Genomic DNA, 23,120 nt, shown 5'->3' on the forward strand with positions numbered 1-23,120 from the left:
TGGCATGGCAGAAGTGCCGATCCTACCATTAACCTGATCCCCGTGATGCTTTGGTCCGCAGCGTCTGATCGACAACGCGCGGCATCGCTTATGAAATCCGCGCGGATGTCGGGGTCGAGCATGACAAGCCGACTATCCGCCGCTTGTCGCGCAAGCCAGCTGTAGGTTTCCCGCAGGGCTCGCAAGCCAAGCTGATGCCGCCGAAGGACAGGCTACTGACCTCTGGCGGCAAAGCTTGCAGCTCAGCTGCGTTTAACATTCGGCCGGCTGATTCTCATTGAAGAAGGAATGGCTTGCGTGGTCGCCGACAATCCTCACGAAAGCCAACGTACTTGGCCGTTCGGACGCAATCACTTCGATGTATCGACGTGACTTTCTCGTAGAGCGGAAACGAGTTGCTCCCCGAACATATCATTTTGCATTCCCGACAACAGACCGACTTTTACTCCTAGCCGCCCCAGTGCGATTGCGGTGTTGAAGACGGATCCGCTCGCATGAGGAAGAAAACCAGCCCCCCGGTCTCGTTGACGTGGAAGCATAGCGAATCATTGCCTCGCCACAGCAGCGAATCATTTCGAGTACCTTTCAAACACCTCCGCCAATGCAGAGGATGAGATTTCCAGTCGATCGGGCTCTATATTCACGTAGCCGCGGCGGGTTCCACAAACCGCTCCGCCATCGGCGAATATCTCGACGATTCCGCGGTCATGAAACAGACGAAGGTCCTTCCCGCCGCCAAGCTCCGCCACGTATTGGATCGAGCCATCGTCCTGGGCGAGCCGGATCGAAAGGATACCGTCGGCGACGCCCACCTCGAAAGCAAGTTCGCCGCCCGCCGTCGCGACAAGCTTGCTGCCCTGCAGCGAGCCGGAAAGCCGGATCTCGATCGGGCCGCCGGGCAGTGAGTAGCCGCCGCTTTGGTCCGCGGCGAGAGGGATGGCGACAACGTGCTCGTCGACCTCGTGTGCCGGCAGCATGCATATTTTCGTCTTGTCTTCACTGAGACTTAGAACGCGGGGCAAGGACATTTCGCCGGAATAGGCTGAACCCTTTGGCTTGCGGTATTCCCAGTTGAAAAGCCATGCAAAGGCGATCTGCCGCCCTTCGGCTTCGAAACTCTGCATCGCGTAATAGTCAGTCCCGAAATCCAGCAGTTGCAGCTCGGGCGTATCAGGTACAAAGCGATCGTCGATAAACTCGCCGATCAGGGCGTAGAGGAGATTGTGGCGCCGTGTCGTTGGTTCGATATGGCCCACAAAGCCCATCACCAAAACCCACTTGTCCTCCAGCCGAAAGAAGTCGGGGCATTCCACTGCGCGGGCGCCTTCTTCGCGGAAATTGACGGGCGCGCGGTAAAGCAGCCCCAGATATTGCCATTCCAGTCCATCGTCGGCGCCATAAAGCAGCACCGCCGGATCACCATGAATTGATGCGCCCAGGATCATCCGATAGGCGTTGGCGGCTTCGTCCCACCAGACTTTAGGGTCTCGGAAATCATGCTGCACGCCTTCCGGACGCATCTCCAGCACGGTCGTGATCCGCTCGGCGTTGATAAGGTCGCGGCCGGGTTCGGCGATCTTCTGGACTTCGCGGTAATCTGCGAAGAGATCGTATGCGGGCAAGCGCTCCGTGTAATAGAACTTTATCTTTCCGTCCCGATCCCTGAACGCGCTCCCCGAGAACGCGCCACCGGTCGCACCGAGGCGGGCGAGATTCTGTTCCGGTCGCAAGAAGACCGGCATGTGAAGCCACGCACACAGGTCGTGGCTGGTCGCATGCCCCCAATGCATCGGGCCCCAATCCGTGCCGCCCGGATGGAACTGGTAGAACAGATGCCAGACATCGCCAACCTTGCACAACCCGTTGGGATCATTCATCCAGTTTTTCACCGGCGAGAAGTGCAGGCGTGGCCGTTGCGGGTCGGCTGCACACCAGCTGCCGATTTCGGGCCCGGTGCGCTCCACCAATTGTTCCCCGAATTCCAAAACAGTGATTCCGGTCTTCGAGACTGACCGTGGATCGTAAGCATAGGCCCAGGTGAATTCTGTTCTGCCTTCATCCCATTCGAACTCCACCTCGCCCGCTTCACGATGATGGTAGCTGTAAAATTCCGAAAACTCCGAGAAGCGTTTCACCCCCCACAAGAGCTGGTCACCCTGCAGAATGCGAAATGGGAATTCGTCTGAGCTCGGCTCCTTCGATGTCGCCCAGAATTCAACGCGCGTCCCAAGCGCCAATCGCATTTTCTGCCTTCGCATGCTGTTCCTCCACAAAGTGAATGGTCTCGACCCGATACCGCCCGGGCGCACGGCCGCTATCCCGGCCGCGGCCAGTGACTGAGGTGGCATTCCAGTTTTTCTTTTTTCGCTTGGCGTCCGATCAAGGATAAGAAACGGTCGCGTTCAAGGTCCGAGGCCGGCGATCTGAACCGGGAGCCGCTGCCGCTACCCTATCGCTGGAGTGGCCCGGAACGCATTCATTGTTCTGTCCAACTGAACCTGTTCGTCACTGCCTGAATCGAGCACTGTGTTCCGTACGGAACTCTCTTGGACCTTCACTGCCGTGACTTCGAGCGTCTCCAAATTGCTCGTTGAAAGCAATGCGCCCACTTGTGTTGAAAAGCAGGCACTTTCTGGTGCATCGCTGCTTTGCGATTTTTCAGTCGTGGCCACAATGTGATTATTGGCGATGTAATTTCCGCTCCCGGAAACCAGGTTGATAATCACAGGCTTTGCGGCGATCGGCTTGATATACTGAGTATCGATCGTTTCCGAGATGTGGTTTGCGATGACCGAGTTGTTGCTCCCGTCAATGCGCAAAAGTCCGAACAGATCATCCAGCCCGTTGTCGTACTTCTGCATCGGCGCCCATGGTTCGCGATCTCGCAACAGGTGATTTGAGGAGACCAAATTCTCGCAGCTGTTATCGGCGAGAACCAACATTCCGGGATAAAAGGAGTGGAATCTATTTCCTGTGACCGCGGAACGGACGACGCCGGAAAAATAGATGCTGCTCGCTCCTCGAGGGAACACGTTGTTTGAGGATATCAGAACACCCCCATAGTTTTCCGCGAAAATGGAATGGCCCCTGTAGCCGGCTCCCACGAAATTATTCGCTATTCTTGACGCCTGTCCCATACCTTTCAATTCGATGCAGTTGCCGCACTCGGCAATGAAATTGTTATCTATCGCGAGCGCATCTGCATGATGAACAGTAACTCCATGCTCCAGATAGATAAGACCCATCCCGGTTATTCGGAATGAGTCGTTGGCGCTGCCTACATAGATTCCGGTTTTGCCGTTCTTGTATGTATTTTCTGCGTCATGTTGCTCCGAACCGTCGTCAATGAAGTGCAGACCGTCGATGCAGAAGTCGGCAAATTCCACGGAGCTTATGCGAGGATTTCCGGTGCGCTTAACGTAAAACGCGGCGCCTGCCGCCTCACCGTCGGCGGCCTCTGGAGATGTGTCGACGAGCACCCGACTTCCGCCCGGCCACACTTCATGCCAGTGTCTCAGCTCGTTTGCGGGTACGTTGAAACGAATGCTCGAAGACGTAAAGCCATGCCCGGAGCCCACGATCTTCAGATAGCTCACGTCGATAACGACTTGAGTGACAAGTCGGTAATCGCCTGGCGGTATATAGATAACCGCTCCAGGTTTTCCGCCGTCATTCAGATCGGATACGGGTTGTCCTCTTTTGATATCCGCAATGATGCTGTTGATGACCGCTCCAATATCCTCATCAGGGATTCCCTGCGGGATATTTCGTTACATCGAAGCAGTTTTCGCTAGCCATTGTTAATGTCTCCTCGGACATTTCTTACTCCACAGCGAGAGTAGACTGATGGTTGCTCGCAAGCGCCTGGGGAAATGCGTTCAAGCAGCGCTCTGTTTTTGATCACCAGATGCTGGTGCGGGTGTCAGGCCTAAAGAAGTGAAGTTCTTCCGCATCGACAGCGATGCGCGCAACGTCACCGGCGCGGACTGTGCTCTTCGGAGAAAACCGGGCGACAGCAGCTTTATCGTTGCCGATGTCGGCGATGGCGTCCGGGTCGCCGGCATCCACCCAAGGCGCGTCGATATTCAGATGCACCATGGATTCAGAACCCAGCGCCTCAACAAGAGTGACCGGGGCCGAGATCTCGGCCGAAGAAGGCCGGATTGCGGCGTCGTTCATGTGCTCGGGCCGGATACCGACAATGACGTGACGGTTAGACGCACCGTTGAGCGAGGGGCGATATTCGAAAACCCGGTCAGGGATTTCGAAACTGTTGTTGCCCAGGGTCAGCGTCCTGCCATTCAGAACGGCCTCGTACAAGTTCATCGAGGGCGATCCGATAAAGGCGGCGACAAAGACGTTGTCGGGGCGATTGTACAGGTTTTGCGGCGTGTCGACTTGCTGCAGCACGCCGCCTTTCATGACAGCGACGCGATCACCCATCGTCATTGCCTCGACCTGGTCGTGGGTCACATAGATCGTGGTGACATTCAGCTTTCTTTGCAGGCTGGCAATCTCAGCCCGCATCTGCACGCGCAGCTTGGCATCGAGGTTCGACAATGGTTCATCCATCAGGAAGGCTGCCGGCTTGCGGACGATCGCCCGCCCCATAGCGACGCGCTGGCGCTGTCCGCCGGAGAGAAGCGCCGGCTTACGGTCGAGCAATGTCGTCAATTCGAGAATGCGCGCCGCCTCGTTCACGCGGCTGTCGATCTCAGCCTTGGGCAGCCCGGCCATCAGCAGCGGAAAGGCGATGTTTTCGCGCACCGTCTTATGCGGATAGAGCGCGTAGGATTGGAAGACCATGGCAATGTCGCGGTCTTTGGGATCGACATCGTTTACGACCCGGCCACCGATCTTGAGTTCACCGCCGGAAATGCTCTCCAGGCCTGCGATCATTCTGAGTGCTGTCGACTTCCCACATCCCGACGGACCGACAAACACCATGAACTCACCGTCCTTGATGTCGAAGTTGAGGTCATGCAGAGCGTGAAAGCTGTTTCCGTAGATCTTGTTGATATTGCGCAGTTCTACACCGGCCATGCTGGTCTCCTCATCCCTTCACAGCGCCGAACGTCAGCCCGCCGACGATCTGTTTTTGAAGTGCGAGCGTTACGATGATGACGGGCAGCGAATAGAGCACCGCGGCGGCGGTCATCGCGCCCCACGCAAGCCCGTAGACCGAATTGTATTCGGCAATAACGATCGGTGCCGTCTTGGTCGCTTCCGACGTTAGCAGCAGTGCATAGAGGAACTCGTTCCAGCTGGTGATGAAGGTGAAGAGCGCGGTGACGGCAATTCCGCCGGTCATCACAGGAAGAATGATTTTCCGAAAGGCTTGGAACCGTGTGCAGCCATCCATGCGAGCAGCTTCTTCGAGTTCCTTGGGCACACCTTCGAAAAATGCCGACATCAGCAACAGCGCCAGTGGCACAGCGGCCGAAGTGTGCGCGAGAACCAGCCCTGGAATGCTGTCAAGCAGACCCATGGACTTCAAAAGCTGGAACAGCGGCACGCCCAGCGAGACCGACGGCACCATGCGGGTGACCAAGGCAAAGAGCAGGAAAAGTGTCGTGATCCGGCGGCGATACTGGGTGGCAACATAGGCGGCCGGCACCGCCACCAGCAGCGAGAGCGCGGTCGTCAGTACCGCCACCGTGAGCGAATTGACGAAAGCCTTCGGCAGCGTCGACGATTGCAAGACTTCCCGAAAATTCTCGAACGATATGACGGCGGGAAAGAAGCTCGGCGGGATCTGCTGGACATCGGCCGCCGGCTTGATCGAGGTCATCAGCAAATAGATGTAAGGCAGCGCATAGGACAGCACGAGCACTAGGGCCGCGGCGTTGATCAGGACTCCGCTGGTATTGAGGCGAGGCGCTCTATGCATGGACCGGCCTCCATATCTTCCAATAGGCAATGCCGGCCAGAACCATCATGACGAGGAGGAACAGCGTGCCGGATGCGGAGGCCTCGCCGAGATCGCCAAACCGAACCATGCGCTGATAGATGTTCATCGAGAACACTTCCGAGGCATGGCGGGGACCACCCTGCGTCTGGATCCAGATCAGATCGAACGTCTTGGCGGCATCCACGCCCCGCACGATGACCACGACGGCGATGACCGGCCGCATCAGCGGCAGGGTGACATGCCAGAACCGCTTGAGCGCGTTCGCCCCATCGATCCGGGCCGCCTCGAGAAGGTCCCTGGGGATGTTCGTCAACCCTGCATAGGAGACGAGTGCGACAAAGGAGGTGGTCAGCCATATGTCGGCGAAGGATACGGAATAGATGACGATATCCTCGCTGGAGAGCCAAGCAATCTCGTTGGGGTCGCCGATCAACCCCAGGCGAACCAGCCCGTAGTTCAGGATGCCGATATTGCCGACCAGCAGGAACCGCCACAGCAGGCCGGCAACGATCGGCGGCACCATCAGCGGCAGAGCGAAGATCGTGCGGTGCCAACGCGATTGGCCCACCATGGCCGAGAACAGCAAGGCGGCGCAGAAGCCGAAGGTGAACTCGAAAAAGAGTGCGAAGACCGAATACTGAAGCGTCCGCAGAGCGCTTTCGGCGACGCGCTTCGACGTCAAGGCATCGACATAGTTCTGCAGCCCAACCCATTCGCGGATGTGAGGCGTGATCGTTTCGACCTTGAAGAAGGAATCGAAGATCAGCAGCCCCACGGGGTAGGCGACCAACAAGCCGAGGATCGCAACCGCGGGCGCGAGCATGCAGAGCACAAATCGGTCTTCATCCGACATGTTCGCCTCCGAAAGCTGATGGCGCGGGAGTGACAATGAGCCTCCCGCGAGATTGAGGAAAAGTCGGACTAATGCATGTCGCCCGGAAGTGTGCAGCGGTTCCGGGAGAACGACATGCATAAAACAAAGGCCTAAAGCGCGTTGCATGAATCATATTTGACGCGACGCGCTTTAATCGAGGATATCCTCGATCGTTTCCTTGGCTTCCGTAAGCACTTCTCCCACGTCCGCCTTGCACGTCAGCGCCTGCTGCACGGCCGGCAGGACAGCCTCGTCGACGATTTCCTGATATTTTTCGTTCATCGGCCGGCCTTGCGTTGCCGGCGCGCTCAACGTTTCAAGCAGCGGCTTGAAATGCTCATAGCCGGGCTTGCCGGCATAGCTGTTATAGGCCGAGTTTGTCGCGGCAAGGCCGAGCTTGGCTTCGATGCCCAATCCATTGTTGGCGATTGCGAAAGCGATGAACTTTTTCGCCGCATCCTTATGCTGGGATGCCGAAGGAATGACATTGTACCACGGACCCGGAATGGCGGCGATGCCTGCATCACCGGCCAACATCGGAGCGACGCCGACTTTGCCGCTGACCTTGGAATCCTCAGGCGTCATCTTGTAGGCGTGCGCCCAGAATTTCATCATCGCTGTCTTGCCCTGATAGAACAGGTTTTGGGCCTCGCCCCAGCCGATTTCGTTGACGTTTTCAGGAACCGAATGATCGGTGCAGTGCGGCGCGATATAGAACTCCAGGGCCTTCTTGTGCGCCTCGTTGTCGATGATGACATTGCCATCCTTGTCAAGGATCACACCGGGCGAGCCCGCCTGCAGCACATGCGCCATCCATTCTTCCGAGAAGGTGCCGATGGTATCAGTGCCCCAGAAGTCGACCTTGCCGTCGCCGTCAGTGTCGCGCGTGAAGAATTTCGCCATGTCACGCCATTGCTGCCAGGTCTTGGGCGGCGCAAGGGGATACCCATACTTTGCCTGGAACGCTTCCTTTTCCTCGGGCTTATCGAAGAGGTCCTTGCGATAGAAGACGATCTCGGCATTCGCCCAGGCGGGCATTCCGATCATCTTGTCGCCAACCTTTGCGTCGTCAAGCAAAGCCGGCGGCAGATCCTTGCGCACTGTATCGGTAAAGAGGGGCGAGAGGTCATCGACGTGGTTCGCGAACTTTGCGTTCCAGACCACGTCGATCGTCACGACATCGAAGGCCGACGAGCCGGAGGCGATCTCGGCAGAGAACTTGTCGAACACGCCCTGATAGGGAACGACAGTGAATTTGGCCTCAATGCCGGTTTCTTTGGTGAATTTTTCGGCCACCGCCTTCTGCAGCATCTCGCCGCCGCCTTCGACAAGGATGTTGATGGTTTCGGCCTTCGCCGCAGCCGCCATGAAGATGAGCGCAAGCGCGCTGGCACCAAGCAGTTTCCTCATTGATTCCTCCCTTGCTGGCCGGGGCGCTTGCATTAGCACCCTTGCTTTCCTGGACCATAATCCCTCTATGACGACGTTGTCAACACGCACTGTCGACGTTGTCATAGAAATATGTCGACGTTGTCAGCTAACTGGTTTAGAACGGTTGCCAGCAAGGAGATCGGCGGGACATGGTCAGCATTATCAGTGTCGCGAAAGCGGCCGGGGTTTCGAATAAGACAGTCTCTCGCGTGATTAACGGCGAGCCCTACGTGACGGAGGAAACCCGGGAGCGTGTGGAGAAGGCTATTCGGGATCTTGGCTACATCCCCAACATGGCTGCGCGTCTCATACGGTCGAGCCGCTCCAACACCTTCGGCATCATCACCGATTATGTGTCTACCACGCCCTATTCGGTCGACATTGTGCGAGGAATACAGGATTGGGCCAATGCGAACGGGAAGACTATCCTCATGGCCAATACTGGTGGCTCGTCCAAGAGAGAGGCTGACATCTGGAAAATGTTCCAGTCCCATCGGATCGACGGGGTTCTTTATGTGACAATGTATCGTCGCACCGTGGACCCTGAGGCCGGCGACGTCCGAATTCCGACGGTGATGATCAACTGCAGGCCTCAGACGAACGAACTGTTGCCGTCGATCGAGCCGGATGACTACCAGGGCGCGCAAGATCTTACCCGCTATCTGCTTGACCGGGGTCATCGAAAGATCGGCTACATCCGGCTCAATCCCATCCTGTTGGGTGCGCAGCTGCGCCTCGATGCCTTCCGTAAAACCGCTGCAGACTTTGGCCTTGCCGAGAGCGACCTGAGCATCCGTCTGGGCATGGAAGGGCCGGTCGGAGCGGAGAACAACTACGTTTTTGCCGTTGCGACAGAGATGCTGCAACAAAAGGATCGGCCGACGGCAATCATGAGCGGCAATGACGAAATGACGATTCAAGTCTACATAGCAGCAATGGCATTGGGTCTGCGCATCCCTGAGGATGTCAGTATTGTCGGCTTTGACGATTTCCGGACGGTTTCCCTGGCGCTGAAGCCGGAACTGACCACTGCGGCCCTGCCTTACTACGATTTAGGTCTGGAAGGGGCGGAATTGTTGAATAGCGTGGTGGCGGGAAACAAGGCTCCGGGCAGCCGCGTTATGCCCTGCAAACTGGTCGAGCGAACGTCGGTGCGATCCGTATAGTCTGACCTCAAGAGGCAGGAGCGCTTAGACCCGCGATCAATTCGGCAAAGCAGTGGTTATGCGGATTTGGCCGGCGCTTGGCACGTCAGGCTGATAGAACTGACCCGTCAGGCTGCCCGGCGAGTCAGGTTCCATAAATCAATGCTATGCTACGTGCACCGCAGGTGCCACCTTCCGACATTATCGTCGATGGCAGAAATGATTTCTTCCCAGTCGCCGTGATGAAGTTCGTGGCCACCGCCTTCGATCTTCAGCAAACTTGCATCCGTGACGGCGCGCGCGAGTGCCTCGCCGTACGCCAGCGGGAAGACCGGATCGGCTCTGCCATGAATGACGAGTAGAGGCACTTTCATCTCGTTCAGTCGGCCCTGCCAAGTCTCGCCGATTTCAAAGAGGATGCTATGGTTGGTGGCGCTGAGATAGCCTCCGGACCGGTCAAAATCCCGTTCAAGGAAAGCTCGGGTTCGGGCTTCGTCGAATGGATGCGCCGTTCCCGCAGTCAGGCGCGCGTCGTCGACCAGGTAGGCCACCGCGTCTGCCCGATCCGCCCAGTTTGCCTCGACAGACATATGTTCCATCCAGGCCTCGCCGCTGGACGGAAGGCCGGAGGTGTCCATCCCGAGTGGCGAGGTGCTTATCGCCGTCAGCGAAAGCACTCGTTCCGGATGCTTCAGTGCAGCGCCCTGACCGACCATGCCGCCAAGGGAAAAGCCCACGACATGGGCGTTCAAAATCCCGTACCCGTCGAGCACGCGGAACACGTCATCGACGGCGTCGTCGAAGGTGTAGCCCGGCTGACCGGGAGGATATTTCGTCGAAAGACCTGTGTCGCGCTGGTCATAACGGATCACGAAAAGACCCCGATCGGCGAGCCGCTGGCAGAATTCCTGCCGCCACCATAGCATTGAAGCCATGCCACCCATGATCAGGAGCAGCGGCGGCTGGGTTGGATTGCCGAAGCTCTGCGTTGTGAGTTCGACCCCGTCGGTGCGGATAGCAAGCTCGCTCATGCCAGGCCCTCGCGACGCAACGCTGTTTGTACCGCAGGCCTCTTTTCGATCCGGGCGAGGTAGTCGTCAAACGGCTCGGGGAGGGGAAAGCCGAGGTGAGTCGCCCCCCACGCCAATTGAAAGAGATAGGCATCCGCGACCGTAAAGGTTTCTCCGAAAAGATAGCCGCGATCCAATCGGCCCGCGAGGAAGCTGAACCAATGCAACAGCTGCTGGCGCGTGGGCTCCCTGACGTTCTCCGGAAGCGCGAGATAGGTGGGGAACCGCTTGTGAATCTCGGTCGCGATAAAGCTCAGCATCTCGATCAGGCGGTAGCGGCCAAGATGGCCCTGCGGCGCAAGTTCGGCCGCGCGGTCGGCGATCCACATCAGGATCGCGACATTTTCCGTCATCACTTCACCGTCGTCGAACATGAGAGCGGGAACATAGCCGGTGGGATTGATGTCCAGGTAGCGGCCCCCGCCTTCAACCCGTTTCGTCTCGAGGTCGACCTTGACCAAGTCGAATTGAATTCCAGCCTCCAGCATCGCGATATGATCTGCCAAGCTGGTGAAGCCGGGTGCAGAGTAGAGTTTCATTCAGCCAATCCTTCCTTCGTTTCATGGTCTCAGAAGACGTAGGTTGGGTTGGGCGGCTGCCCGGTCGCCTGTGGGTAGACGTCTTCTTCGTGTCCGCATACTGTGGCTAAGGTGGGGGGTGCCGCATCAGGCATATTGAGTAGGACCGGTGCGAAATGCGCTTCGAGGAGCAGATTAATCATCGGACGATTGAGCACATCTAATCTGGGAGCCCTGCATGATATCGGTGCCAGCCTGCCACCTAGCCGTCAGACCCCACACCCAGCTCCCAATTGTGCGCGCCGGCACGGTTAAAACCTCAACTCGTTAATCTCGGAACTCCAGCTCTCGGAGCATTTTTTGTCGACTTTCCGCAAAAGGACGCGGTTCTCGGGCCGAATCGCAGAACTCAATTCGATGGAGTCTGCTTTCCGAGACATCTCGGGCGGTCGGCAGCATTGCATTCTTCTCGCGGCCGAAGCTGGTGGCGGAAAGAGCCGGTTGGTGGAAGAATTCACGAACCGGCTCTCAGGCCGCGCATTGATCCTTAAGGGTGGGTGCATTGAGCAACAGGAATCGGCGTTACCTTATGCGCCCGCTACAGGTCTGTTGCATGAATTGGCTCGCCTACGCGGCCAGTCCTTGATCAAGTCGCTTGTCGGCTGCGAAGGCGCGCGAGAGCTGGCATGGCTCCTTCCTGAACTCGGCGAGCTATCTGAACGATTTGACGCGGGCATCGCAAGGTCGCGGCTTTTCGAGACGTTGCGGAAGCTGTTTGAGGAACTGGCACGCGAGATGCCGCTCGTCCTGGTCATCGAGGACATTCACTGGGCCGATCAGGGAACCTTCGATCTGCTTCGCTTTTTGACGCGGCGGCTGATGGACATCCGGCTCATGCTCATCGTTACGTATCGAGCCGAGGAGGCAAGCCGCAACGCACTGCGGACAACCATTGGGGATATCTCTCTTTGCGAGGGCTCCGAGGTGCTTCAACTCCGTCGCCTCACCTATGCAGAGATCGCCGTCCAGCTCGAGGGTTTGATAGGGCGGCCGCCGAAGCCTGCTGTGATCAACAGTGTCTATGCGCGGGGCTGCGGAATTCCGCTGTTCACCGAGGCCCTCATCGACGCGAGCGGAAGCCTGCGCGCAAATGTCACCGGCTCTCTCAATGACTATCTGCTGAGAGCCGTGGAGAGGTGCCGCCATCCACCGGCGGATTGTTGAAAGTCATGGCGCTCGGAGGACCGCAAATCACCCATTCGCTTCTTCGCAGCGTGACGAACAAACCAGACCTCGATCTGGTCGAACTGCTGCGCCCTGCGATTTCGGCTGGGGTCCTGGTCCCCGATCGAGATGGATATGCGTTCCGCCACGCGCTCATCCACGACGCTGTGCGCGGCGACCTGATCGCTGGCGAAAAGGTGGCCATCCATCGCCTCTACGCCGACGTGCTCGAACGTGGCTCGGTTCCAAGCTACCGCATTTGGCATTCTGTAGCGCTTGCGCGGCACTGGCATGGAGCCGGCCAAGCAGAACGCTGTCTCAAATGGGCTTGGCAAGCTGCGGGGGAAGCCGCTGCCGCTTTCGCCTATATGGACCAGATGGAGATGCTGAAGCTCGTGCTGGCGGCGTGGCCGGAGGTCGAAAATGCAAGGCAATTGATCGGAGCGGACCATTGTAAGGTTTTGGAACTCGCCGCTGACGCCGCTTGTTGGGCGGCGGAGGCGGAGCAGGGGCTCGCCTTTGTCGACCGCGCACTCGCTGAACTTGACGCCGATCGGGATGGTGAGCAGTTGGCGGCACTTCTCCTGCAGCGTGCGGTCATGCGTCAGCATTCGCTCGTCGCAGGCGAGATCGCAGATCTCGAGCGTGCGCTTGACAATGCAGTCGGTCCAACAAGGCTTCGTGCTGACGCATTGGGGCAGTTTTCCCGCGCATTGATTTTGCGGGGGGAGTTCGATCGCGCCAAGCGATTGGGAGAGGAATTGAGGGATCTGGCAGAGAGGCTCGACGATGAGGAATACCGCATCGAAGCCATGATCATTGGGGCGATGCTGAACATGCCCCCGAACGCCTCTTATATCGATGCACATCGGATCGTCGTAGGGCGAGCGGAGCAGGCATCCACCGGCCAAGTCGAGGTTCTTGCGGGCGCAGCGCTGCTGCAGGCCTTACTCGTCGCAGGAGAGTATGGTCAGATTATTGACATTGGACCGGCAATCTTTGCGCGGACGGTCGAGCTCGGGCAGGCAAGGTATATCGGAGCTCTGGTTGGCGCGCCCCTTTGCCGCGCCTATTTAGGCTTGGGCCGTGTCTCCGAGGCCACTGAAACATGCGAACGGATGGCGGCGTTGGATCCGCTGCCACTGGGACTTGTTCACGTCTTCGAATGCCAAGCTGAAATCGCCATCGTGTTAGGAGACGTGGACCGTATGGCGGCCGCGGTGAGTTCGCTGTGCGAGCTTCCGCCCGGACCCCAAGTTGCCAATCGAATGGCGGCCAATCTTCGTAGATTTGAGATCGAAAGCCGAGCTCTCGCGGGCGATCGGGATGAGTGTGCAAGTTCAGCTAAATCCGCCCTGACGTTTCTAAAGGCCCAAGGAGGCGTGTCATGGCCACTCATGGTCTCCGCCATGCGTGTTGCGGTCGATACGCGCCAGAAGGACGTTGTTCTCGAACTCGCAGAGCTCGCTGGCCGCGCTCCGCGACGCAACAAGGTGGAGGACGCCGAAAGTCTAGAAATCTCGGCTGAGATATCGCGGGCTACGGCCTCTGACATAAATATGTGGGAGGCAGTTGCCCGAAGCTGGGCCGATCTGAACCAGCCTTTCCGGCAGGCATACGCCCTTATGCAGGCAGGTGCCGCCGCATTGAACGCCGCCAAGCGAGTGCATGCGGCACGCAATTTCCGACAGGCATTTCGTCTTGCCCAATCGATTGGCGCGCACCTTTTGTCCGACCAGATTGAGGCCTTCGCTGCGAAGGCCCGGATTGATTTACGAGATGGAGAGGACGATTGTGTTGGAAAAGCGCCATTTGGCCTAACTGATCGGGAACTTGAGGTACTTCGGCTCATCGCGGACGGACAGAGCAACCGCGACATCGCCAGGAATTTGTTTATTTCCTCGAAAACGGCGAGCGTGCACGTCTCCAACATTTTAGGCAAACTATCGGTGCCGAGTCGCGGCGCCGCTGCCGCGATAGCGCACCGGCTGCGGATCGTTGAGCTGACATAGCCAAGTGATGACCAGCCGTCGCAGCTTTGCGCGCAACCGCCTTCCGCCTCGGAGTGACGCGGTGCCATTAAGCTTCATCAGTAATGGTCAGCCCTGGTCCAGCGAGTTCCATAACCTGCATTACGCCAGATTCGCCTCCGCAAAGTTGAAGTGTCCTGTTCCTGCAAGTAAGAATGTCAGTCTCCCCGCGTCAGACCGGCGCCGGGAAACTGCCGATGGCATTGAACCGCCACGGCCGAAAAATGCCTCACTGTTTCCCCCCTCGACAAGGTGCAACCTGTTTCGGCGGGCTGGCGGCTACCGCTGTTCCGCCATTCGCCCATTTTGCGACCATCCCTTGTCTATATTTTTCGATGCGCTAATTTATGCAAGAATGAGTTGCATCCCTTTGTGCCGGCTCGATAGGGACGGATGGCTGCAAAGCGATACCTTCGGATGTCAACATGATCTGGAATCATCGCATTACGCGCATCGTTGTCGGCCTGCTGCTGCTGACACTCGTGACTGTCGTCTCATTGCCGACGATTACCGGCTTTACGAGCCTTGATGGCACGGTCAACGCACGGTTTGCTGTCGTTAATGCCCCGATCGACGGCACGATTGCGGAAGAACCCCTCAAGGTCGGCAGCCCGGTCAAAGCGGGACAATCGCTCGCAGAAATCAAAAATACGCGCGTCAATCGCGCAATCCTCGCGTCGCTCGAGGCAGATCGCAACACCGCACTCGACCGTGTCGCGGCCCTGAAAAAAGAACGGGAGGAGCTCTCCGCGCTCCGCGATGAATTGTCTGCCAGATTGGAAGTCTACAGGCAGACCACCATTGCCAATCTCGAACGCGAAGTCGAAATCCTCAGGAAAAAAGTCGAGGTGTCGCAAGCCCAGGATCTGGTTGCGCAGGTCGACCTGGACCGTCGGATGGCACTCAACTCAAAAGGTATTCTGACGCAGAAGCTGGTTGAGGCCGCGCGCGCCGCCGGAGCTGCGACCGGCGGCGAGGTCGAAATCAGCAATCTGACGGTCGATCAATTGGAACAAAGGCTCAATGCGGTCCGCCAGGGTATCTTCGTCTTCGGCGACGGACAGAATGACGTGCCTTATTCGCGACAGCGCGAAGACGAGGTTGTCGTTCGCATCAACGACTTGAACTCACGCATAGCGGAAAATGAGACACGAGCCGGCGAAGTCCAAAAGCAATTGGTCGAAGAGAGAAATCGCGTCGGCAGCCTTGAATCCGCAACCGCAATCGCGCCGTTCGACGGCGTTGTTTGGAGCAGGAGTATCGTCAACGGTTCCAACGTCGTGCTGAACAACGAGCTGATGCGCCTGCTCGACTGCCGGGAGCTGTTTGTGGATATCCTTGTTCCTGAAGTCAACTACGACGAGATCTATCCGGGACTTGTCGCGCAGGTGCGTTTGTTCGGCCGCAGCGATATCTTCCAGGGCACGGTCATTTCCGTCAGAGGCAGTTCGGCTTCGGTCGAGACCGATTCCTTTGCCGCAAGTTTGCCGCCGTCGACACAGCGCAATGCCCGCATTCGGGTTCGCCTCGATCCATCCTTCATGGACGACGACTTTGCGAATTTCTGCCAGGTGGGGCGCACAGTACAGGTACGGTTTTCCAAGCGCGGCATCAACCTATCCAACTGGGTTAAAAGCCTGTGGTTCAGTATCTTGTAGCGCTGGTTCCGACCTTTGTCGTTTTGGCCTTCTTTTTCCTGGGGCCATTCAATTGGTCGCGCAATCACACCTGGACACGGGCGGTGACCTGCGCGTTTGTCGCGGCATTCGCATTGCGATACATGTTGTGGCGCTTGACGGAGACAGTGCTTCCCTATCCGAGCGACGGCCCGAGCTTCTACTGGGTCTGGACCCTGTTCGTCGTCGAGGTTCTGGCCTGCTTCGAAGTCATCCTTTTTCTGGTATTGATGAGCCGCCATGTCGACCGGAGCGCAGAAGCGGACAGGCTGGCTCGTGTTTTCTTCGCGCGCGACAAGCGTGAACTGCCAACTGTCGATGTTTTCATTCCCACCTATAACGAGCCGCTCGACGTACTCGAGCGAACCATCATCGGCGCCCGCTCCCTGGATTATCCTGCCGACAAATTGAACGTGTATGTGCTTGACGACCAACGCCGCGACTGGCTGAAGGCCTATTGCGAAGAAAAGAACGTCATCCACGTCACGCGCGGCGACAACAGCCATGCCAAGGCAGGCAATATGAACAATGGGCTGAAGGTCAGCTCGGGCGAGTTCATTGCGATCTTCGACGCCGATTTTGTACCCTATCGACATTTCCTTCGCCGGACGCTGCCCTTCTTTAGCGATGACAGCATCGGCATCGTTCAGACACCTCAACATTTCTTCAATGTCGATCCGGTGCAATCAAACCTGGGCCTGGAGAATATCTGGCCGGACGAGCAGCGCCTGTTCTTCGACGAGATCGCCCCCAGCCGAGACGCCTGGGACGTCAGTTTCTGCTGCGGGTCATGCTCGATCGCCCGTCGCAAGGCCATCGATGCAATAGGCGGATTTCCGACGGAATCGATCACGGAAGACCTGCTGACAACTCTTTCGATGCTGAACAAAGGCTACAAGACCCGCTACCTGAACGAGCGGCTGTCGATGGGACTGGCAGCCGAAAACCTGACCGGTTATTTTGTACAGCGCGAACGGTGGTGTCAGGGCGGTATTCAAACCCTTTACCTGTATAATGGCCCGCTGCGCGGCCCGGGATTGACGCTCTTTCAACGGATCATGTTCCTGCCGGCATCATGGCTGGTGCAGTATCTGGTCCGCTTCACGATCTTGCTCGTCCCCATCGTCTATCTCTGGTTCGGCCTGCTCCCGCTCTATTTCACCGATGTAGCCGATTATGTCTCGCATCAGGTGCCGCTGCTGGCGGCGTATTTTCTGCTCATGCTGTGGATCACGCCGACGCGCTATCTGCCAGTGGTTTCCAGCGCCGTCGGGACCTTCGCGACATTCCGCATGCTGCCGACCGTGGCCTCCAGCCTGGTGAGACCATTCGGCAAGCCGTTCAGGGTGACGCCAAAGGGCAGTGGCAACGAGGCGAACCAGTTCGACCGCTACAGCTTCGCCTGGATCGCAAGCATAATGACGATCACCGTCTTCGGTCTGCTGCTCAACATCGTACCGGAAACGTCGCATGTACAAGGCCAGTTTTCGCCGGTCGCGGCCTGCTGGTCAGGGATCAATATCCTCGTCCTGCTCATCGCGTCGCTCATCTGCTTTGAGAAACCCCGGCGGCTGTTTCATGCGTTCAAGCTCGATGAACCCGCTGTCGTCGACGATGTCCCCGGCCAAATCGTCAGTCTGGCACTGGACAAGGCGGTCGTTGCAGTCCCCAGCATGGCCAGATTTCAATCTAAATCGGTGACGCTGAAATTCGCCGGCTTCGCCCCGATCAAGGCAGAGCTCCGACAGGTCACCCAACGACGAAGCAGCATCAGTCGCAGCGGCGACAAGCAAGCCTATTACCTGCACCTCTATTTCGACCTCAGCGGCACTGCTCGCGACAGCATGATTATCAAACTCTACACCGGTCAATATTCGCGGGACATTCGCGACATCGACAAGGTTGCCGTCTCCATCAATCTGCTGTTGCGGTCATTCGGGCGAACGCGCACGTTGTAGCGCGGCGCATGACATTTGTGGCGCTCTGGCCACGGGCCCACGAACGCTGGGAGCCGATCGTAAACTGGCCAATGGATCGAGATGACGGCGCCTTCAAGAGTATGACGGGTCCGGGCTCAGGCTCGCCTCACTGCCTTTCGGCTGCTCATGGCCCTTTCACAAATGCACCGAACCTTTATGCTATCGTCATGAGACAGATGAGAGACGCTGCGATGACACGGTCACGACAGGGCGAATTGCGCGAAAGGATCACGATCCTCGGCGACGTCAATGCCGCGTCGTTCGTACCCTGGATTCACCGTCATGCCGAAAAGCTCGGCCTTTCGCAGCATTTCTTTTACGCCGGCGCTGACCGCATCGAACTTGAGGTCGCAGGGCCTGTGGAGCTGATCGACATGCTGGAAATGGGATGCTCGCTCGGGCCGATCGATGTCTGGGTCGACGAGATTCAGCGCAGGATTGTAGATCCCGCCGACACACTTCAAATCCCGCGGCATTACTCCATGCACTTTATTTAATCATTATTGCCAATGCGATTTTTTTATGCAAGCCTCTCTAGGAAACTGAGATTGCAACCTCGGCAGCAGTTTATAGCCAGCGGCGCTAATGCATTGGTAAAATAAATTGAGGAAGTAAAGGTCATGCTCTCTGATACGACCGGCACGTGGACGCCGGTCGCCCTTTCTGCAGATCTGCCGCCGGCAACCGTCATACCGGCATGGACGCCGGCGGGACCAATCGCACTTTGGCGCAGTCAGTCCCGGCGCCTATCGGCATCGTCCGATCGCTGCCCGCATCGTGGAATGCGGTTGTCTCATGGCTTCGTACGAGGCGATGCTCTCTCGTGCATCTATCATGGCTGGAGCTATTCTCCGACGGGACGATGCATCCGTATCCCGGCTCATCCCGATCTTGTCCCGCCGGAAACGATCCGTGTGGCGGTTCAGCAGGTCGAAGAACAAGGCGGCATCATCTGGGTGGCGGTCAGAGAACCGGCTGTCGGACCGCCACCCCTCGACCATCTCGTTCCACTCCGTTCGCTGACGCTGGAGGCCGATATTGCCGCAATCGAAGCGGCGGCCGGCGGACAAGTTGGTGCGGACGGGCTAATCCCCATTGTCGATTATCCTTGGATCCGGCTGCTGCCTGCGGCGCAGACTGGCCGCACGCTCGTTCACGTCCTTGTCGAGCAGGGTCGCAATGTTGCGGATCGGCTCGTGGCGTCGCGCATCGCCGAGGCAGTTCGCCGCGGGGCGGAAACAGGCCGGAAGGATGCCGCATGACAGGGGCAGGCGCGATGATCGATCAATGGTACCCGGTCGGCCTCTTCAGCCAGCTCACCAAGGCGGGAAGCAAAACCGCTTTGATGGGCGAGCCGATAGAGGTGACGCGCACGCCGGACGGCGCGGCGCGCGTTACATCGAGCGATGGACGCGCCCTGCCCGTTCGCGTTCGCTACGGCCATGTCTGGTCCTCCCTCGGCAACCCCGCCAAGGAACTGTTTGCCATTCCCGAGGCGGATCAGCCCGGCCGCCGCTTCGTCGATGTCGGCGTCGTGCGGGTACGCTGTTCTCCTCTGAGAGCGGTCGAGAACTTCCTCGACATCGCGCATTTTCCCTTCGTCCATACGGATATACTCGGCGCCGAGCCGCACACCGAAGTCGAAAGTTACAAGGTCGAGATCCGCGAGGATGAAGTCTGGGCGACGCAGGTGAAATTCTACCAGCCGCAGGCCGCAAAATCGGCGACCGGCGGGATAACCACCGAATATATGTACCGCGTGCCGGCTCCGACATGCTCGGTGCTCTACAAGACCTGCCCTCCCCGCCCGAAGGAATGGGATGTCATTACCCTGTTCGTCCAGCCGCTTGCGGAAGATATTTGCGACGTGTGGCCGTGGATGGCCCTCTTCGACGACGTCACGCCAATGACAGACCTCATCCATTTTCAGCAGATGATTTTCCTGCAGGATCGGTCGATCCTCGAAAACCAGATACCGGCGCTTCTGCCGCTCGATCCCGGCATGGAAATTCCGACCCGGGCCGACATGACATCGATCGCTTACCGGCGCTGGTTGAAGCGCCATAACTATCTCTATGGCGCGCAGCTGGTCGCACGATGAAGCTCTACGACTACATCCTCTCGCCGAGTTGCTACAAGATCCGCCTGATGGCTGCGATCCTCGGCGTCAAGCTGGACATCCGGCCGGTCGACTTCCATCCCGGCGCCGAGCATCGCGGCCCTGAACTTCTGGCGCTCAATCCGGCAGGCTCCATCCCGATCCTTGAGGATGGCGACCTCGTCCTGACGGAATCTTCAGCCATCCTTGCTTATCTCGCCGCTCTGAGCGGGCGGGAATGGTTGGGTGTAAGCGCGCCGCAGGAGACGGCGCGCCTGCAGCAATGGCTTTCTTTTTCGCATCGGCTGACGGCCAATCTTGGCGGCGCACGGCTGCATCAGATGCTTCTGCGCCCCGGCAATATCGAGGCCCTACAGGCACAAGGGGTCGCAGCGCTGCGCGAGCTGGAGGCGGGCCTTTTCGAGCAGCGGCTGCGCGGAATGCGGTTCCTGGTATCGGACCGCGCGACCATCGCCGACATCGCCTGCTTCCCCTATGTGGCGCTGGCGCCTGATGGCGGCATATCGCTCGATCCCTATCCGAACATCCGGCTCTGGCTGCGGGCCATCCGCAGCCTTGAGGGTTTCATCGAAATGCCCGGCATCCACCGCCTGCACGAGTTGAAGCCCGATCCTCATCCGGCCGGTTTGGAGAAGTGAGATGGCCGGCTACCTCCTGAAAAACTGCGCAGCCATTATTGTCGACGAAGGCAATGGGCCAACCCTGCGCCGCAATGCGGATCTGCTGACAAATGGTCCGGCAATCCAGGCGATCGGTGCGAACCTGCCAAAAGAGGCGGTGCCGGCCGATACGATCATCCAGGATGCATCCGGCTGGTTTGTCTATCCGGGCCTCGTCAACACCCATCACCACTTCTTCCAATGCTTCGTGCGTAACCGGGCCGATCTCGACTGGACGAAGCTCTCCGTCATCGAATGGCTCGACCGGATCTATCCGATCTTCTCGCGACTGAACGAGGATTGCTTCTACCATTCCTCGGTCACGGCGATGGCCGAGATGATCAAGCATGGCTGTACCACGGCCTTCGACCATCAATATTGCTTCCCCGGCACGCCGGAAAGCGCCTGATCGATCGCCAGTTTGAGGCGGCCGAACTTCTCGGCATGCGCTTCCACGCAGGACGCGGCGGCAACACGCTGCCGAAGTCCGAGGGCTCGACGATCCCGGACGCCATGCTGGAAACGACGGATGAATTCATCGCCGATTGCGCCCGGCTGATCGACAGCTATCACGATGCCGACGCCTTCAGCATGCGGCAGGTGGTCGTCGCACCCTGCCAGCCGGTCAATTGCTATCGCGAGACCTTCGTCGAGTCGGTCGCGCTCGCCCGTGATCGCGGCGTCCAGTTGCACACGCATGTCGGTGAAGGCGAAAGCCCCGTCATCGAGGCGCGGTACGGGATGCGTACGGTCGACTACTGCGCCGAAATCGGCTTTGCCGGACCTGACACCTATTATGCTCACTGCTGGGAGCTGACACACGACGAATTGCGCAAGATGGCGGCAAGCGGCACGGGTGTCTCGCATTGCCCGGAGCCGGTCTATCTGGTCGGCGCCGAAGTGACGGACATTCCTGCGATGTCGAATTTCGGCCTGCGCATCGGACTCGGTTGCGACGGTGCGGCTTCGAACGACAACTCCAACCTCATGCACTGCATCCACTCTGCCTACATGCTGCAATGCCTGACGGCATCGACGCGGGCCCATCCGGTTCCCGCGCCCGTGGATTTCCTGAACTATGCGACCGCGGGCGGCGCAAGTCTGCTAGGTCGCAGCGATATCGGCCGGCTTGCTCCCGGCATGGCCGCCGACCTCTTCGCGATCGATACGAGGCGGATGGATTATGTCGGCACACGCCACGATCCGTTGAGCCTCATTGCCAAGGTCGGTATCGGCATGCCGACCGATCTGACCATGATCAACGGGCGCATCGTCTGGCAGGCTGGCGAATTTATCGGGCTCGATGAGGCCAAGCTTTTCGCCGCCGCGGAAGCGGCGCTCGAGACCGTGAAATTCTGAAAACCAAAAGAGGGAACTGACATGTCCAACGATCTCACCCGCAGAACACTCATGAAGAGCGCGGCGGCTGCCGGTCTCGCGACGGCTTTTGCCGGCCGCTCCGTGGCTGCCGCAGACGAACCGCTCGGCATTGCCCTCGTCGTTCCCTCGCCTGTTGGCGACGTCGGCTGGGGCCATGCGCTTGCCGCCGGCATCGACCCGATCAAGGCCGCTTACGGCGACAAGGTGAAGGTCACGATCATCGAGAACATCGCCGAAGGCCCGGATGCCGACCGCATCATGAACAAGACGGTCGCCGACGGAAATCGTTTCCTGATCGCCGGCTCCTTCGGTTATCAGAACGGCGCGTTGCAGATTGCCCGTCGTAATCCCAAGGTGACCGTCCTGCATGCTTCAGGCTTCCAGGTCGCGCCGAATTTCTCGCCCTTCGCCGCCAAATATTTCCAGGGAACTTATCTGCTCGGCATGGCGGCGGCGGCCGTTTCGAAGACAGGCAAGCTAGGCTCGGTTTCGGCCTTCGCCATTCCTGAGCTGATCACCTCCGTCAATGCCTTCACGCTCGGCGCACAGGCCGTCAAGCCGGATATCGAAGTGTCTGTCGTCTGGGTCAATTCCTGGTTCGATCCGGCCAAGGAGCAGGAAGCCGCCAAGGCGCTGATCTCGCAAGGCTGCGACGTGATCTTCTCGAATGCGCAGGATACACCTTCGGTGATCTCGGCCTGCGAGGACGCCGGCATCTATGCCTTCAATCTCAATTCCTCGATGAAGAAATATGCCGAGAAGACCTATCTCGGCTGCGTCGCCACGGACTGGTCGCCGTTTTTCAAGACGTCGGTCGATGCGCACCTCGCCGGCACCTTCAAGGGCGCCAATACCTTCCTCGGCGTTGCCGACAAGGTGGTCGAGGTCGTCGACTGGAACCCGGCGATTCCGGCCGATACGATGACCAAGATCAAGGAAATCGAAGCTAAGATCGCCGATGGCAGCTTCTCGCCATTCACCGGCCCGATTACCAAGGCTGACGGCAATGAAGGCGTCGCTTCCGGTACCACGCTGACGGACGCTGAGATCGTCGCCATGAATTGGCACGTCAAGGGTGTGACGACGCCGTTGCCGAAGTAAGCC

The 23,120-nt window shown here is 58.5% G+C and carries 15 protein-coding genes and 3 pseudogenes; 10 read left to right on the forward strand and 8 right to left on the reverse strand.

Annotation, left to right across the window (positions count from 1 at the left end):
• Window positions 1-569 precede the first annotated feature (569 nt).
• The 6 genes and pseudogenes from MHI61_RS31950 to MHI61_RS31975 form a co-directional block, all read right to left on the reverse strand.
• Window positions 570-2,258 carry a glycoside hydrolase family 32 protein gene (locus tag MHI61_RS31950; RefSeq protein WP_239793472.1) on the reverse strand — a complete coding sequence of 563 codons (1,689 nt, stop codon included), beginning with the start codon at window positions 2,256-2,258 and terminating at the stop codon, window positions 570-572.
• Window positions 2,259-2,444: 186 nt separating this feature from the next.
• A pseudogene (locus tag MHI61_RS31955) lies at window positions 2,445-3,798 on the reverse strand (NosD domain-containing protein).
• 102 nt (window positions 3,799-3,900) lie between these two features.
• Entirely contained in the window at window positions 3,901-5,043 is a 1,143-nt protein-coding gene (gene ugpC, locus MHI61_RS31960; protein WP_239793473.1) for a sn-glycerol-3-phosphate ABC transporter ATP-binding protein UgpC, read from the reverse strand.
• Between the two features lie 10 nt (window positions 5,044-5,053).
• Complete coding sequence (locus MHI61_RS31965) at window positions 5,054-5,890, reverse strand: carbohydrate ABC transporter permease (RefSeq protein WP_239793474.1); 837 nt, start codon at window positions 5,888-5,890, stop codon at window positions 5,054-5,056.
• Window positions 5,883-6,764, reverse strand: a complete 882-nt coding sequence (locus tag MHI61_RS31970) for a sugar ABC transporter permease (protein WP_239793475.1) — start codon at window positions 6,762-6,764, stop codon at window positions 5,883-5,885. Before MHI61_RS31970 ends, MHI61_RS31965 begins: the two co-directional genes overlap by 8 nt.
• 171 nt (window positions 6,765-6,935) lie before the next feature.
• Window positions 6,936-8,195, reverse strand: coding sequence for a sugar ABC transporter substrate-binding protein (locus MHI61_RS31975; protein WP_239793476.1), 1,260 nt, complete (start codon window positions 8,193-8,195; stop codon window positions 6,936-6,938).
• Between the two features lie 170 nt (window positions 8,196-8,365).
• Between MHI61_RS31975 and MHI61_RS31980 the strand changes: the two genes are divergently transcribed.
• Window positions 8,366-9,382, forward strand: coding sequence for a LacI family DNA-binding transcriptional regulator (locus MHI61_RS31980; RefSeq protein ID WP_239793477.1), 1,017 nt, complete (start codon window positions 8,366-8,368; stop codon window positions 9,380-9,382).
• A gap of 149 nt (window positions 9,383-9,531) precedes the next feature.
• Here the strand turns inward: MHI61_RS31980 and MHI61_RS31985 are convergent, their stop codons facing one another.
• On the reverse strand, window positions 9,532-10,392 hold the full coding sequence (locus MHI61_RS31985; protein WP_239793478.1) for an alpha/beta hydrolase: 861 nt from the start codon (window positions 10,390-10,392) through the stop codon (window positions 9,532-9,534).
• Complete coding sequence (locus tag MHI61_RS31990) at window positions 10,389-10,970, reverse strand: glutathione S-transferase N-terminal domain-containing protein (protein ID WP_239793479.1); 582 nt, start codon at window positions 10,968-10,970, stop codon at window positions 10,389-10,391. Before MHI61_RS31990 ends, MHI61_RS31985 begins: the two co-directional genes overlap by 4 nt.
• Window positions 10,971-11,309: 339 nt before the next feature.
• On the opposite strand from MHI61_RS31990, the pseudogene MHI61_RS32690 reads away from it, so the two are divergent.
• The 9 genes and pseudogenes from MHI61_RS32690 (at window position 11,310) to MHI61_RS32040 (ending at window position 23,117) form a co-directional block, all read left to right on the forward strand.
• Window positions 11,310-14,185: pseudogene (locus MHI61_RS32690) on the forward strand (AAA family ATPase).
• Window positions 14,186-14,628: 443 nt separating this feature from the next.
• The gene (locus tag MHI61_RS32005) at window positions 14,629-15,861 is read left to right on the forward strand and encodes an HlyD family efflux transporter periplasmic adaptor subunit (RefSeq protein WP_239793481.1); all 1,233 of its coding nucleotides are present in this window, start codon (window positions 14,629-14,631) and stop codon (window positions 15,859-15,861) included.
• Window positions 15,843-17,837 (forward strand): glycosyltransferase, encoded by a 1,995-nt coding sequence (locus MHI61_RS32010; protein ID WP_239793482.1) that lies wholly within the window; start codon window positions 15,843-15,845, stop codon window positions 17,835-17,837. Before MHI61_RS32005 ends, MHI61_RS32010 begins: the two co-directional genes overlap by 19 nt.
• A 212-nt stretch (window positions 17,838-18,049) precedes the next feature.
• Window positions 18,050-18,355, forward strand: coding sequence for an acylphosphatase (locus MHI61_RS32015; protein WP_239793483.1), 306 nt, complete (start codon window positions 18,050-18,052; stop codon window positions 18,353-18,355).
• Window positions 18,356-18,478: 123 nt separating this feature from the next.
• Window positions 18,479-19,120: a Rieske 2Fe-2S domain-containing protein gene (locus MHI61_RS32020; RefSeq protein WP_239793484.1), complete on the forward strand. Its 642-nt coding sequence runs from the start codon at window positions 18,479-18,481 to the stop codon at window positions 19,118-19,120.
• Window positions 19,117-19,959, forward strand: coding sequence for an aromatic ring-hydroxylating dioxygenase subunit alpha (locus MHI61_RS32025; protein WP_239793485.1), 843 nt, complete (start codon window positions 19,117-19,119; stop codon window positions 19,957-19,959). Before MHI61_RS32020 ends, MHI61_RS32025 begins: the two co-directional genes overlap by 4 nt.
• A complete protein-coding gene (locus MHI61_RS32030) occupies window positions 19,956-20,615 on the forward strand; it encodes a glutathione S-transferase family protein (RefSeq protein ID WP_239793486.1) in 660 nt (219 codons plus the stop codon). The genes MHI61_RS32025 and MHI61_RS32030 overlap by 4 nt, the downstream gene beginning before the upstream one ends.
• Before the next feature lies 1 nt (window position 20,616).
• A pseudogene (locus tag MHI61_RS32035) lies at window positions 20,617-21,995 on the forward strand (amidohydrolase).
• A 21-nt stretch (window positions 21,996-22,016) separates the two neighbouring features.
• Entirely contained in the window at window positions 22,017-23,117 is a 1,101-nt protein-coding gene (locus MHI61_RS32040; protein ID WP_239793487.1) for a BMP family ABC transporter substrate-binding protein, read from the forward strand.
• The last annotated feature ends 3 nt before the right edge of the window (window positions 23,118-23,120 follow it).

The sequence above is a fragment of the Rhizobium sp. K102 genome, from assembly GCF_022385315.1.
GTDB lineage: Bacteria > Pseudomonadota > Alphaproteobacteria > Rhizobiales > Rhizobiaceae > Rhizobium > Rhizobium croatiense.